Source organism: Mycolicibacter longobardus (assembly GCF_002102265.1).
In the GTDB taxonomy this organism is placed as follows: domain Bacteria; phylum Actinomycetota; class Actinomycetes; order Mycobacteriales; family Mycobacteriaceae; genus Mycobacterium; species Mycobacterium longobardum.
In genome coordinates this window covers 163,135-176,557 of record NZ_LQPG01000010.1, presented here as the reverse complement: position 1 = coordinate 176,557, position 13,423 = coordinate 163,135, and the positions used below count along the sequence as shown (strand labels likewise).

The window sequence follows — 13,423 nt, the reverse complement described above, 5'->3', positions numbered from 1 at the left end:
CCGCCTCAACCGGCCGAAGAGGCGTTGACGGCCTCGGTGAAGGCGTAGGCACTCCCGTTGCTGCTCAACGTCGCCGCGATCTGCTGGTGCACCGCCGCGGCCTGAGCGCCGACCTCCTGGAACAGCGCGCCGTGAACGGAGAACTGGGCCGCGGTCAGCGCGGACACCAGGTCGGCGGCAGGCGCGATCACACCGGTGGTGGGGGCAGCGGCCGCCGCCACTCCCGCGGTCATGGAGTCCCCGATTCCGGACAGGCTTCCGGCAGCAGCCGTCAGATTCTCTGGCTGGGCGGTTACGAACGACATCTTGGGCCTCCTGGGAACGTGCGCGCGAGTCGGTGAAATGTTGGCTGGGCGAAGTCTGCGTCAATACTTGACGTAGGTCACTCTAGCGGACCGTTGCGATAACGGCCTGATAAAGGTGTGACTGCAGAGGCGAACGACAACTCACGTCCGGTACCAGGCCGAGCTGGCAGGAGACGAGCTGACGCGTTCACCTGGCGGCAACCTCTCTAGAGAGACGTGGCAGAAACCTATGGCAGGCCGTCGCGAGTGAGCCCCACTGCCGGCCGGATGCAGAACGTAACACCGCTACCAGCAAGCGGTACAGCAGCGCGACAAACATTCAGTAAAGGTTTGGAAACTGGTCATACAAGGGTGGAGACGCTTAATTAACTAAGCGGATTTGTCACAGCCAACCGGCCTGAACGGGGTCTGACGGCCGGTTCCGGTGTGCGAAGCTAAGGTGGCCCAAAACCGGACGGGCCGGCCCCCTGTACCCACGGACAACCCCACGGAGCGTGCGATGACCTTCAACGAAGGTATGCAGATCGATACCAGCACCACCTCGTCCGGCGGTGCCGGCCGTGGGATCGCCATCGGCGGTGGTGTCGCGGGGCTGGTGGTGTTGGTGGTGGCGCTGTTGCTGGGGGCCGACCCCGGTGACGTACTCAGCCAGCAGCCGGTGGATCCCGGGCAGTACGCAGCGCCGGGCTTCGATCTGAACAAGTGCCGCACCGGCGAGGACGCCAATAGATACGTGCAGTGCCGGGTGGTCGCCACCGCCAACTCGGTGGACGCGGTGTGGTCCGACCTGTTACGCGGTTACACCCGCCCGCAGGTGCAGCTGTTCAGCGGACAGACGTCCACCGGCTGCGGAGTGGCCAGCAGTGCCGTGGGTCCGTTCTATTGCCCGGCGGACCGGACCGCCTACTTCGACACTGACTTCTTCAACGTGCTCGTCGACCAGTTCGGCTCCAGCAGCGGCCCGCTGGCACAGGAATACGTGGTGGCCCACGAGTTCGGCCACCACGTGCAGAACCTGCGCGGCGTGCTCGGCCGGGCCCAGAGCGGCGCGCAGGGCCCGACCGGCGCCGGAGTCCGCACCGAACTGCAGGCCGACTGCTACGCCGGGGTGTGGGCGCACTACGCATCGGTGACCAAGCAGGCGAGCACCGGGGTGCCGTTCCTGCAGCCGCTGAGCGACGACGACATCCGCGACGCCTTGTCGGCGGCATCCTCGGTGGGCGACGACCGCATCCAGGAAGCCGCGACCGGCCGGGTCAACCCGGAGTCCTGGACCCACGGCGCCTCGGCGCAGCGTCAGCACTGGTTCACCGTCGGCTACCAGACCGGCGACCCCAACCAGTGCGACACCTTCGCCACCAGCAACCTGGGCTAGCGGCGGACGCCGCCGTCAGGTCAGCCCGGGAGCAGTCCGCGCAGCTCGGCACGGCCCGCGTCGTCGAGCGGCAACAGCGGGCGCCGCGGCACTCCGGCCGGCACCCCGAGTAGCTCCAAGCCCGCCTTGACCGTGGTGGGCAGCCCACCGGCCACGATGAACTCCAGCAGCGGCTTGAGTTCGTCGTAGCGCGCCTGCGCGGTGTCCAGGTCTCCCCCGGTGACCGCCGCGTACAGATCCAGGCATGGTTGCGCGCGCAGGTTGGGTGCCGCAGTGCACCAGCCGGCGGCACCGGCGCGCAGTGCCTCGAGCACGAGCGGGTTGCTGCCGTTGAAGAACGGCAGGCGTCCGCCGGACAGCTCGGCTATCCGCAGCATCCGGGTCAGATCTCCGGTGGACTCCTTGACCATGGTGACGTGCTCGATGCTCTCGAACATGCCCACCAGCAGCTCGGGGCTCATGTCCACCCCGGAGGTGGCCGGGTTGTTGTAGGCGACGATGTCGATGCCGACGGCGTCGGAGACGGCCGCGTAGTGGGCGGTGATCTCCCGTTCGGAGAGCTTCCAGTACGACACCGGCGAGACCATCACCGCAGCAGCACCGGCCTGCGCCGCGTAACGGGCGCGCCGCACGGTGCGCGCGGTGGTCAGGTCCGACACCCCGACCAGCACCGGAAGCCTCCCGGCTACCGCCGCCATCGTGGTGTCGACGACGATGTCGAATTCGTGCTCGTCAAGGTAGGCGAGTTCACCGGTGCTGCCCAAGGGGGCGATGGCGTGCACGCCGGCGTCGAGGAGTCGCTGGGTGACGGTAGTCAGGACGGCGGTGTCGATACCCTCGTCGTTGAACGGCGTTATCGAGTAGCCGATGACGCCGCGCAAAGGTGCTGCCACGAAGTGCTCCTTGAGTTATCCGGTGATTGCGTCGGGGTGGCCGGCCAGTGCACGGCGGGCGTAGTAGGCGAAATTGGCCACGCTGCGGCTGGGCGACAGGGTCCAGTCGTGGGCTTCGCGGGCCAGCTTCTCCGGGAGTTCCCTGATGGTCCCGGCGGCCATGGCGGCCAGCTGCAGGGCGGCCGCACGCTCGATCAACACCGCCAGGGAGCAGGCCTCCTCGACGCTGGCGGCGGCCACGATCTGACCGTGGTGCGCCAGCAGGATCGCCTTCTTGTCGCCGAGGGCTTCCGTGATTATCTCGCCCTCCTCGTTGCCGACCGGTACGCCCGGCCAGTTCGGCAGAAAGGCGCAGTCGTCGTAGAGCGGGGTGGTGTCCATGTGGGAGATGACCAGCGGTGTCTCCAGCATCGACAGGGCGGCCACATGGAAGGGGTGGGTGTGCACGATGCACTGCACATCGGGGCGGGCCCGGTAGATCCAGCTGTGGAAGCGGTTGGCGGGGTTGGCCATGCCCGGAGTCCCCGAGTCCGCAAGAACACAGAGGTCTTCGTCGACGAGCAGCAGGTTGGCGTCGGTGATCTCGTCGAAGCCCAGGCCGAGCCGCTGGGTGTAATAGGTGCCGGACGCCTCGGCCCGGGCGGTGATCTGCCCGGCCAGGCCCGAGTCGTGGCCGCGATCCGACAGCGCCCGGCAGGTCAGCGCCAGCTTCTGGCGGGTGGACCACTGCACTTGCGCGAAGTTCTCCGCAAGGCCCCGCTGGGCACGCTGCATCAAATCGGATTTGGAATCGTCGAACGTGGTTCCCACGGCAACTCCTCGGTGGCGGCCAGTGATGACACCACCTTATGCGATAGGACACCTTGTGTCATATCTGTGCGATCATGGACACATGACTGAACTGTTGCGGACCGTCCGCAAGCAGCGAGGACTGACTCTCGAAGACCTCGCCGGGCGAACCGGGCTGACCAAGAGCTACCTGTCCAAGATCGAACGCAGCCGCAGCACGCCATCCATCGCGACGGCCATCAAGGTCGCCCAGGCCCTGGATGTCGATGTGGCGCAACTGTTCTCCGAACAGCGCGAGGAGGACAAGATCACCGTCGACCGGGCCGCCGACCGCAGCGCGAATCGGCAACGCTACCGGGCGATCGCGTCGGGAATGCTGGGAAAGTCGATGTCGCCGTTCGTGGTGCGCCCCACCGGGCGCACGCTTCGCGAGGCTGACCCGCTGCACGCCCTGCACACCGGTCAGGAGTTCGTGTTCGTCCACGCAGGAACGGTGGAGCTGGAATACGGCGATGCGACCTGGACCTTGGCGGCCGGTGACAGCGCCTACTTCGACGCCTCGATCAACCACCGCATCCGCACGGTCGGGCCCCAACCCGCCGAGGTCGTCGTCGTCGCGGAGGCCGGCCCGCAATGACCAACGACACCCAACTGTTGTTCTCCTACGGCACCCTGCAGCTACCGGAGGTGCAACGCAGCACGTTCGGGCGCGAGCTCGACGGCCGGCCCGACGCGATCGTGGGCTATGACCTCGACTACGTGATGATCACCGATCCGGAGGTGGTGGCGGTCAGCGGCAGCGACCGTCACCCGATCCTGCGCCCATCGGCAGCACCCGGTGCCCACATTGACGGCACGGTGTTCGCGATCAGCACCGCGGAACTGGCGGCCGCCGACGACTACGAAGTCGACGCCTACCGGCGGGTTTCGGTGCCGCTACGCTCCGGCGCGCAGGCCTGGGTGTACGTGTTCGCCGACTGAGGTGTCGCTACCAAGGCCGGGTCGAGCAGGACACACCGCTGCCGCCCTGCTGCGACACCACCACTTCGCCGTCGACGGCGATCTCGCAGTGGAACTCGGGGTTGATCCTCAGACCTCCGCTGGCGGTGACCAGCGCCCACTGGCTCGGGTCGGCCAGGGTGGTCGTGTAGACCAGGGGCTGTCCCCCGCTGATCGGCACGCGAACCGTCTCCAGGTACTCCGAGGAGTTGGCGTTGTAAGCCGACATGCTGGGCGGGTCGGTCTTGATGTAGGAGATGTTGCCGGTCAGGTCGCTGGTGGCGGTGATGGTGTAGGTGACCTCGTGGCCGCCGGCCGAGCTCTTCTTCGGGGCTTCGGCCGGCGATTGGGGAGCACTTTCCGTCGGGGATGGCGCCGGCGCCTCAGCCGAAGGTTCTGTCGGGGTTTCCGGGTCCGCCAGTGACGTCGCCTGGCCGGCCAGCATTCCGACCGCCGCCGCCAGCAGCGCCGTGCCGACCCCGGCTGTCGCTTTCCGCATGATCGTCATACCGCGTAACGCTACCGGAGCTTGCCGAGTGACGACTTTTGTCACGCTCTGAGTCGGCGTGCGTACAACAACTCGACATTCGGCTTGGTCCCGGTCCAACCGGCTGCCCGAAGTGCGGTCTGGACCCGCTCGAGTATGACGGCCGGCCGATCCCGAAGCAGGCCACTGCTGACTCGGACGATCACCCAACCTCGTGCCGCCAACTCGGCGTAACGGTCGATGTCCGCAGTTCGTTGCCGGGGATCGGTCCAATGCTGAGCACCGTCGAACTCCACTCCCACTCGGTATTCGGGCCAGCCCATGTCGATGCGGGCGAATGGGCGTCCGTAGTCATCTCGCACGACGATCTGGGTCACCGGCGGCGGCAGGCCACTGCGAATCATCAACAGTCGCGTCCGAGTCTCCTGCGGTGACTCGGCCCCGCCGTCCATCAACGAGACCGCTTGCCGCAGCTGAGTTATGCCTCGTGCACCGCCATGACGGTCGGCCACTTCTGCCACCTCACCCGGGACGAGTCCGGTGGCATGTCCCAGTGCGTCAAGCCGGATCACCGCGGTCACCAGTCCCGTCCGGCGCCCGACATCGAATGCGGTCCGCGCGACAGTAGTGGTCGGTATCCCCCGGATCAGACATGTCTCGTCCGGCCGCAACTGCTCGCGACGGATGACGATCCCGTCAACGGAGCCGGGAGCAGTCCGGTTCAGCTCGGCCGGCAATCGGGCATCCAACCACCGCGAACCGTGCAACGCCGCGGCGGAGACCCCGGCAACCGTGGCGGCGCGGCCCGACCACAACCAGGCCGCAACCGCGCGGGTGACGGGCGTGAGTTCCTGCCCATTCGGCAGGTAGACGTTGCGGTAGAGCATCTGATGCCGGCTACGCAGCGTCCGCCTGGTGACCCGGCCCGCCGCCAGCGCCTCGGTGCCTACGAAGGGCCAGCCTGCTTGCCTCATGGCGGTCACACTGACGGTTCACGCCGTCATCCGTGTGCCGAGCGTCGGGTTATGTCACGCGTTCTGTGGATAACCGTGTATCAAGGCGACATTCGGCGTAGGACGTCGGCCACGACGTCCTCAAGCGCAACGTCGACCTGCTCCCCGGCGGCCAGATTCTTGACGCCGACGGTGCCGGCCTCCAGGTCGCGGTCCCCGGCGACCAGGGCGAGCGCGGCTCCGGAGCGGTCAGCAGCGCGCATCGCGCCCTTGAGGCCGCGGTCCCCATAGGCCAGGTCCACCCGCACCCCGGCCGCGCGCAACTGCCCGGCCACCACGGCGAGCCGCAGCTTGGCCGCCTCCGAAAGGCCCACCCCGAACACGTCGCACCGGGTGGTCTGGCCCACGCTCTTGCCCTCGGCGGCCAGCGCCAGCAGGGTGCGGTCCACCCCGAGCCCAAAGCCGATTCCGGACAGATCCTGCCCGCCCAGCTGGCGCATGAGCCCGTCGTAGCGGCCACCGCCGCCGATCCCGGACTGCGCGCCCAATCCGTCGTGGACGAACTCGAAGGTGGTCTTGGTGTAGTAGTCCAGCCCGCGCACCATGCGGGGGTTCACCACGTAGGGCACCCCGAGCGCATCCAGGTGCGCCAGCACGGTGTCGAAGTGCATCCTCGCGGCCTGCGAGAGGTGATCGAGCATGAGCGGGGCGTCGGCGGTCATCTCACGCACCTGCGGGCGTTTGTCGTCGAGCACCCGCAGCGGATTGATCTGCGCGCGCCGGCGAGTCTCATCATCGAGGTCGAGGCCGAACAGGAACTGCTGCAACAACTCTCGATAAGCCGGCCGGCAGGTGTCGTCGCCCAGCGAGGTGAGCTCCAGCCGGAAGCCGTCCAGGCCCAGCGAGCGAAAGCCCGCGTCGGCGACGGCGATCACTTCGGCGTCCAGCGCCGGGTCGTCGACGCCGATCGCCTCCACCCCGACCTGCTGAAGCTGCCGATACCGGCCGGCCTGCGGACGCTCGTAACGGAAGAACGGCCCCGAGTAACACAGCTTGACCGGCAGCTGGCCGCGGTCCAGCCCGTGCTCGATCACCGCACGCACCACCCCGGCGGTGCCCTCGGGCCGCAGCGTCACCGACCGGTCGCCACGGTCGGCGAAGGTGTACATCTCCTTGGAGACCACGTCGGTGGACTCCCCCACCCCGCGGGCGAACAGCGCGGTGTCCTCGAAGATCGGCAGCTCGATGTCGCCGTAGCCGGCGCGGCGAGCGACCGCCAGCAGCCCGTCGCGCACCGCGACGAAACCGGCCGAGGCCGGCGGAACGTAATCGGGCACCCCTTTGGGTGCGGCAAACGTGCTCACGCACTGAGCCCTTCCAGGAACGGGTTGTACCGGCGTTCGGCGCCGATGGTGGTCTTCGGTCCGTGGCCGGGCAGCACCACTGTCGCATCGTCAAGAGTCAACAGCTTGTCGACGATCGACGTCATCAGCTCCCGGCCACTGCCGCCGGGCAGGTCGGTGCGCCCCACCGAGTTCTGGAAAAGCGTGTCACCACTGAACACCACCTCTTTGGCGTCGCCTTCCACTCGGAAGACCACCGAGCCGCGGGTGTGCCCCGGGGTGTGGTCGACCGTGACGGGGGTGTCGCCGAGGCCGAGCTTGTCCCCGTCGCGGTCCAGTTCGACCAGCTGCTTGGGCTCGGAGAACATCACCTTGCTCAGTGCGCCGAACAGTGCCTGGCCGGGCAGCGTGCCAAGGGACCGCAGCGGGTCGGTGAGCATGAAGCGGTCCTCGGGGTGGATGTAGGTGGGGCAGCCGTAGGTGTCGGAGACCTTCTGCGCCGACCAGATGTGGTCGATGTGGCCGTGGGTGAGCAGCACCGCCGACGGCGTCAGCCGATTCTCGTCGAGGATGTGCTGAAGCCTGGCCATCGCGCGCTGTCCGGGGTCGACGACGATCGCATCGGCGCCCTTACGCCGCGCCAGCACGTAGCAGTTGCACGCCAGCATTCCAGCGGGGAATCCGGTCACCAACACATCGACCAGTTTCCCATTGCGCGCCCACTCGGCGGTGACGCGGGCAGCCCACGCCGGCTCTGGCAGACTTGGAACCCGACTCAGTCAGCGAGACAGGGAGGTTACTGCCGGTGCCCACGAACTCAGAACGGCGTGCCGCCGCCAAGCGCAATCTGGACCAACAGGTGCAGCAGCGTGCCGAGGCGGCCCGCAAGCAGCGCCGCCTGCTGATGATCGTCGGCGCGGTGGCGGCGGTGCTGCTGATGGCCGGTGTGGTGTTCGTGGTCCTGCGCGACGACGGCGACGCGGGCAACATCAACGCGAGCGGCTCCTCGGAATCCTCAGCGGCCTCGCCGGCACCCACGGGCGGCGCGGGGCAGCTGCCGAAGTTCACCGCGTCGCCCGAACTGGGCGCCAACTGCCAGTACCCGAAGGCGCGCCCGGCCAGCAAGGCGGTCGAGCCGCCGCGCTCCGGCAAGGTCCCGACCGATCCGGCAGAGGTCAGCGTGTCGATGATGACCGACCAGGGCCCCATCGGTCTGATGCTCAGCAACGCCCAATCACCGTGCACCGTCAACAGTTTCATCAGCCTGGCCGCGAAGGACTTCTTCAAGGACACGCAGTGCCACCGGCTGACCACATCGCCGACGCTGAGTGTGCTGCAGTGCGGCGATCCGGCCGGCGACGGCACCGGTGGCCCCGGGTATGAGTTCGCCAACGAGTACCCCACCGACCAGTACGAATCCGGCGACCCGGCCGCCCAGCGGCCGGTGACCTACCCGCGCGGCACCGTGGCCATGGCCAACGCCGGGCCCGGCACCAACGGCAGCCAGTTCTTCCTGGTGTACCGGGATTCGATGCTGCCGCCCCAGTACACGGTGTTCGGCAAGATCCAGGACGACGGCCTGGCCACCCTGGACAAGATCGCCGAGGCCGGTGTGCAGGGCGGCGCCGACGACGGCCCGCCGGCCGTCAAGGTGACCGTCAAGTCGGTGCAGGCCGACTGACGGGGGCGGTGCCTAAGCCGCCGACGTGATCCGGTAGACGTCGAAGACGCCCTCGACGTTGCGGACCACGTTGAGCAGGTGCCCGAGATGCTTCGGGTCGCCCATCTCGAAGGTGAACCGGCTGATCGCCACCCGGTCTCGTGACGTGGTGACCGAGGCCGACAGGATGTTGACCTTCTCATCGGCGAGCACCTTGGTGATGTCCGACAGCAGCCGGTGCCGGTCCAAGGCCTCGACCTGGATGGCGACCAGGAACACCGACGACGGCGAAGGCGCCCATTTGACCTCGATGATCCGCTCGTCCTGCTGGCGCAGCGCGTCGGCATTGGTGCAGTCGGTGCGGTGCACCGACACCCCGCCGCCGCGGGTGACGAAACCCATGATCTCGTCGCCCGGCACCGGGGTGCAGCACTTGGCCAGCTTGGTCAGCACCCCGGTGGCGCCGGGCACCGCGACGCCGACGTCGTCGGTGTGGCGCTCGCGGCGCGTAATGGTCAGCGGGGTGGAGCGTTCGGCCAGATCCTCCTCGGCCTGGTCCACCCCGCCGAGCTGGGCCACCAGCCGTTGCACCACGTGGTGTGCCGAGATGTGGTTCTCGCCGACCGCGGTGTAGAGCGCGGACACGTCGCTGTAGTGCAGTTCGCGGGCTACCGCGGCCATCGACTCGCCGTTGACCAGGCGCTGCAGCGGCAGGCCCACCCGGCGCACCTCGCGCGCCATCGCGTCCTTGCCGGATTCCAGCGCCTCCTCGCGGCGCTCCTTGGCGAACCACTGCCGGATCTTGGCCTTGGCGCGCGGCGACACCACGAACTGCTGCCAGTCCCGCGACGGCCCGGCGTTCTGCGCCTTCGAGGTGAAAACCTCGACCACTTCCCCGTTTTCGAGCTTGCGCTCCAGCGCCACCAGCCGGCCGTTGACGCGGGCGCCGATGCAGCGGTGGCCGACCTCGGTGTGCACCGCGTAGGCGAAGTCGACGGGGGTGGATCCGGTGGGCAGGGTGATCACATCGCCCTTGGGGGTGAACACGAAGATCTCTTTGACAGCCAGGTCATACCGCAGCGACTCGAGGAATTCGCCGGGGTCCGCGGCTTCCCGCTGCCAGTCCAGCAGCTGGCGCATCCAGGCCATGTCGTCGATCTCTGCGGCGGTGTTGAGATGCGGAACACCGTTGCGGCCCTTGGCTTCTTTGTAGCGCCAGTGGGCGGCAATGCCGTATTCGGCGGTGCGGTGCATCTCGCGGGTCCGGATCTGGATCTCCAGAGGTTTGCCCTCCGGGCCGATCACCGTGGTGTGCAGAGACTGGTAGACCCCGTAGCGCGGCTGGGCGATGTAGTCCTTGAACCGGCCGGCCATCGGCTGCCACAGCGAGTGCACGACGCCGACCGCCGCGTAGCAGTCCCGGATCTCGTCGCACAGGATCCGCAGCCCCACCAGGTCGTAGATGTCGTCGAAGTCGCGGCCCCGCACGATCATTTTCTGATAGATCGACCAGTAGTGCTTGGGCCTGCCCTCGACGGTGGCGGCGATCTTCGACTTCGCCAGCGTGTTGACGATCTCAGCGCGCACCTTGGCCAGGTAGGTGTCCCGCGACGGCGCCCGATCGGCCACCAGCCGCACGATCTCCTCGTAGCGCTTCGGGTGCAGGATCGCGAACGACAGGTCCTCGAGTTCCCACTTGACGGTGGCCATACCCAGCCGATGTGCCAGTGGCGCAATGACTTCCAGCGTCTCACGCGCTTTGCGGGCCTGCTTCTCCGGCGCCAGGAAGCGGATGGTGCGCATGTTGTGCAGCCGGTCGGCGACCTTGATCACCAGCACGCGCGGGTCACGCGCCATGGCGATGACCATCTTGCGGATGGTCTCGGCCTCGGCCGCGGTGCCCAGCACCACCTTGTCCAGCTTGGTCACCCCGTCGACCAGGTGGGCGACCTCGTCGCCGAATTCGCCGGCCAGTGCCTCCAGCGTGTAGCCGGTGTCCTCGACGGTGTCGTGGAGCAGCGCGGCCACCAGCGTGATGGTGTCCATGCCCAGCTCCGCCAGGATGGTGGCCACGGCGACCGGATGGGTGATGTAGGGATCACCGGAATGGCGCGTCTGGGTGGCGTGCCGGTCTTCGGCGACCTCATAGGCGCGTTGCAGCAGCGCCAGATTGGCTTTCGGGTAGTACTGCCGGTGCACCGCGACCAGCGGCTCCAGCACCGGGCTCAGGGCGCCGCGCTGGGCGGTGATGCGGCGGGCGATCCGGGCCCGCACCCGCCGGGAGGCACTGGTGGGGACCTTCAGCAGATCGGTCTTCTCGGTGGGCGAGTCCTGGGCCACGGCTTCGTCATCGGCCTGGGCAACATCAACGCCGTGCTGCTCATCCGCCACTGAACTCACCTCCGACCACGAGAATACGGCTAAACGAGATGCAGGCTGTCCAGCCGCAACGGTGCCACCGCGGCACGCCCGCCCATTCCGGCCAGCTCCAACACCACCGCCGCCGCAACCACGTCTGCTCCGGCGCGACGCAACAGTCGCTGCGTAGCGGCCAGGGTACCGCCGGTGGCCAGGACGTCGTCGACGATCACCACCCGGCGGCCGGCCAATTCGATTCCGTTGGCCGGGATCTCCAGCACGGCGTGGGCGTATTCGAGCTGATAGGCCTCCGACAGCACCGGCGGCGGCAGCTTGCCGCCCTTGCGGACAGCCAGCGCCCCCACCCCGAGCCGGTCGGCGACCGCCCCGGCCAGCAGAAATCCCCGCGCGTCGATGCCGGCCACCAGCTCCGCCCCGGCAGCGACGCGGGCCAAGGCGTCGGTGACCGCGGCCAGCCCGGCGGCGTCGGCGAACACCGGGGTCAGGTCTTTGAACGCGATTCCCGGGCTGGGGAAGTCGGCCACCTCGCGGGTCAGCGACGCGATGATCTCGGCGGCGCCCCGCGCCGGCCCGGCCGGGTTCACTGCTGCAGCGCCCAGCGGTCCATGTTCCAGCCGGCGCCCCACCGGGTGGGGTTGGCGGCGACACCGTAGGTCTTCTTCGACGACAGCAGGGTGCGTTGCTGTCGGTACAGCGGCAGGGTCGGCATGTCGGCCCACAGCACCGGGGCGCTCTCCCCCAGCAGCCGGACCAGCTCCGCGGGGTCGGCGGTGATGGCCAGCGCGGAGATGATGCCGTCGATCTGGTCGTTGTGGTAGCCGGACAGGTTGTTGCCGTTACCGCTGAACAGCTCGTAGGCGTCCATCACCGACGACCCGGTCGAGCCGCTGCCGGTGGATCCGCCGGTGCTGGCCAGCAACACGTCGATCTGGCCCTCCCGCAGCGCCTGCGGGCCCACGGTGTCCGAGGCCACCTCGGTGACGGTGATGCCGGCCGGCGCGCACGACCCGGTGATCGCCCCGACCACCGCGGCCAGCCGGGTGTTGGGCCCGCGGTAACCGATTCGCACCGTCAGGGGTTTGCCGGTCAGCGCCTCGCGGGCGGCGTTCGGGTCGGCGTGCGCGAACTGTTCGGCCTCGGGCACGTTCTCGGCCTGGTCGAAGGCGTCGTCGATGGCGGTGTTGAGCCGCGAGTTGACCACCGGCACGCCCGCGTCGCGGGCGATCACGTCGCGCGGAGTGCACAGCGCCACGGCACGGCGGGCCGGAGTCTCCGACAGCGGGCCGGACGGGGCGAAGATGAGCTGCTCGATGCCCCCAGACGGGCTGTCGTCGCTCTGGTAGTCGTCCGGGGTGATCAGCGAACCGGCGGATCCGGTGGCCACATCGACGACCTCGACCACGCGCTTGTTGACCCGTTCGGCGATATCGGCGCCCTGCGGCCACACCGTGATCCGTTTGGTGACCGGCTTGGCGCCCCACCACAGGTCGTTGGCCACCAGCACCACGGCGCCGCCCTCGAGCACCGAGTCGATCTTGTAGGGGCCCGACGACGGGAAGTGCCGCAGGTCGGCACTGCGGTCAAGCTGCCAGGTGGTGTTCCATGCCTCGGCGATCTTGGGCATGACGTCCTCGGGGGGACCGAGTTTCCCCAGCACCGCGTCGGTGGTGTTCACACCGAGTTTGTCGCTGATGATGTGCGCCGGCATCATCGACGTCGCGGTGAACAGCTCCTCGTAGTCGACGATGTTGCGGTCGGGAAAGAACGACACCCGGGCCTTCTTCGCGCCGGGCTGGCACTCGATGTTGTCGATGTCGAGGTAGCCGGCTCGGCTGGCCGCGTCGAAGCCGGGGAAACGGCCGGACTGAGCCGCCCACGCCAGCACCAGGTCGTCGCAGGTGATGGGTTTGCCGTCGGAATACACCGCCGCGTCGGCGATCTGGTAGTCCAGCACCAGCGGGGCGCGGCCCACCACCGAGATGCTGCCGAAGTCGTGGTCGGTGACGATCTGGCCGTCCGGCCCGTGGTAGCCGAAGCCGGTCAGGGTGCGGGAGAACGCCTGGGGCCCGGCCGAGGCGGCGCCGGCCACCGTGGTGCTGTTGTAGGTGATCAGGCCGCCGTCCACGGCGTAGTCGATCTGATCGACCGTGGCGCTGGTGCACGCCGACACCGACCAGGCGCCGAGGCTGGTGACGATCGCCACCAGCAGCGACACAGCGTGCCGCCAGCGGGCCGCCATC

At 68.4% G+C, this 13,423-nt stretch carries 14 protein-coding genes; 4 read left to right on the top strand and 10 right to left on the bottom strand.

From position 1 onward, the window contains the following. Positions 1–5 precede the first annotated feature (5 nt). Positions 6–305: a PE family protein gene (locus AWC16_RS05330; protein WP_085263735.1), complete on the bottom strand. Its 300-nt coding sequence runs from the start codon at positions 303–305 to the stop codon at positions 6–8. 499 nt (positions 306–804) lie between these two features. Between AWC16_RS05330 and ypfJ the strand changes: the two genes are divergently transcribed. Further along, on the top strand, positions 805–1,680 hold the full coding sequence (gene ypfJ / locus AWC16_RS05325; protein WP_085263734.1) for a KPN_02809 family neutral zinc metallopeptidase: 876 nt from the start codon (positions 805–807) through the stop codon (positions 1,678–1,680). Positions 1,681–1,700: 20 nt separating this feature from the next. Here the strand turns inward: ypfJ and AWC16_RS05320 are convergent, their stop codons facing one another. Next, entirely contained in the window at positions 1,701–2,573 is an 873-nt protein-coding gene (locus AWC16_RS05320; protein ID WP_085263733.1) for a dihydrodipicolinate synthase family protein, read from the bottom strand. Between the two features lie 15 nt (positions 2,574–2,588). Continuing rightward, a complete protein-coding gene (locus AWC16_RS05315; RefSeq protein ID WP_085263732.1) occupies positions 2,589–3,383 on the bottom strand; it encodes an aldolase in 795 nt (264 codons plus the stop codon). An 82-nt stretch (positions 3,384–3,465) separates the two neighbouring features. Between AWC16_RS05315 and AWC16_RS05310 the strand changes: the two genes are divergently transcribed. Further along, the gene (locus AWC16_RS05310) at positions 3,466–3,999 is read left to right on the top strand and encodes a helix-turn-helix domain-containing protein (protein WP_085263731.1); all 534 of its coding nucleotides are present in this window, start codon (positions 3,466–3,468) and stop codon (positions 3,997–3,999) included. Then, positions 3,996–4,343 (top strand): gamma-glutamylcyclotransferase family protein, encoded by a 348-nt coding sequence (locus AWC16_RS05305; RefSeq protein ID WP_085263730.1) that lies wholly within the window; start codon positions 3,996–3,998, stop codon positions 4,341–4,343. Before AWC16_RS05310 ends, AWC16_RS05305 begins: the two co-directional genes overlap by 4 nt. A 7-nt stretch (positions 4,344–4,350) precedes the next feature. Here AWC16_RS05305 and AWC16_RS05300 read toward each other — a convergent pair whose 3' ends face one another. From AWC16_RS05300 to AWC16_RS05285, 4 genes are all read right to left on the bottom strand, one after another. Next, positions 4,351–4,869, bottom strand: a complete 519-nt coding sequence (locus tag AWC16_RS05300) for a hypothetical protein (RefSeq protein WP_085263729.1) — start codon at positions 4,867–4,869, stop codon at positions 4,351–4,353. A 41-nt stretch (positions 4,870–4,910) separates the two neighbouring features. Further along, positions 4,911–5,822, bottom strand: a complete 912-nt coding sequence (locus AWC16_RS05295) for an endonuclease domain-containing protein (RefSeq protein WP_085263728.1) — start codon at positions 5,820–5,822, stop codon at positions 4,911–4,913. An 80-nt stretch (positions 5,823–5,902) separates the two neighbouring features. Beyond that, on the bottom strand, positions 5,903–7,165 hold the full coding sequence (hisS, locus tag AWC16_RS05290; protein ID WP_085263727.1) for a histidine--tRNA ligase: 1,263 nt from the start codon (positions 7,163–7,165) through the stop codon (positions 5,903–5,905). Then, a complete protein-coding gene (locus AWC16_RS05285) occupies positions 7,162–7,839 on the bottom strand; it encodes an MBL fold metallo-hydrolase (RefSeq protein ID WP_085263726.1) in 678 nt (225 codons plus the stop codon). The genes hisS and AWC16_RS05285 overlap by 4 nt, the downstream gene beginning before the upstream one ends. A 110-nt stretch (positions 7,840–7,949) precedes the next feature. On the opposite strand from AWC16_RS05285, the gene AWC16_RS05280 reads away from it, so the two are divergent. After that, on the top strand, positions 7,950–8,825 hold the full coding sequence (locus AWC16_RS05280) for a peptidylprolyl isomerase (protein WP_085263725.1): 876 nt from the start codon (positions 7,950–7,952) through the stop codon (positions 8,823–8,825). A gap of 12 nt (positions 8,826–8,837) precedes the next feature. Here the strand turns inward: AWC16_RS05280 and AWC16_RS05275 are convergent, their stop codons facing one another. The 3 genes from AWC16_RS05275 to AWC16_RS05265 form a co-directional block, all read right to left on the bottom strand. Beyond that, a complete protein-coding gene (locus AWC16_RS05275; protein WP_085263890.1) occupies positions 8,838–11,144 on the bottom strand; it encodes a RelA/SpoT family protein in 2,307 nt (768 codons plus the stop codon). Positions 11,145–11,224: 80 nt separating this feature from the next. Further along, complete coding sequence (locus AWC16_RS05270) at positions 11,225–11,767, bottom strand: adenine phosphoribosyltransferase (protein WP_085263724.1); 543 nt, start codon at positions 11,765–11,767, stop codon at positions 11,225–11,227. Further along, positions 11,764–13,422, bottom strand: a complete 1,659-nt coding sequence (locus AWC16_RS05265; protein WP_085263723.1) for an ABC transporter substrate-binding protein — start codon at positions 13,420–13,422, stop codon at positions 11,764–11,766. The genes AWC16_RS05270 and AWC16_RS05265 overlap by 4 nt, the downstream gene beginning before the upstream one ends. Position 13,423 lies beyond the last annotated feature (1 nt).

Coding starts and splice junctions, on each gene's coding strand:
- AWC16_RS05330 (WP_085263735.1), bottom strand. CDS start 305: ATGTCGTTCGTAACCGCCCAGCCAGAGAATCTGACGGCTGCTGCCGGA.
- ypfJ (WP_085263734.1), top strand. CDS start 805: ATGACCTTCAACGAAGGTATGCAGATCGATACCAGCACCACCTCGTCC.
- AWC16_RS05310 (WP_085263731.1), top strand. CDS start 3,466: ATGACTGAACTGTTGCGGACCGTCCGCAAGCAGCGAGGACTGACTCTC.
- AWC16_RS05305 (WP_085263730.1), top strand. CDS start 3,996: ATGACCAACGACACCCAACTGTTGTTCTCCTACGGCACCCTGCAGCTA.
- AWC16_RS05300 (WP_085263729.1), bottom strand. CDS start 4,869: ATGACGATCATGCGGAAAGCGACAGCCGGGGTCGGCACGGCGCTGCTG.
- AWC16_RS05295 (WP_085263728.1), bottom strand. CDS start 5,822: ATGAGGCAAGCAGGCTGGCCCTTCGTAGGCACCGAGGCGCTGGCGGCG.
- AWC16_RS05265 (WP_085263723.1), bottom strand. CDS start 13,422: ATGGCGGCCCGCTGGCGGCACGCTGTGTCGCTGCTGGTGGCGATCGTC.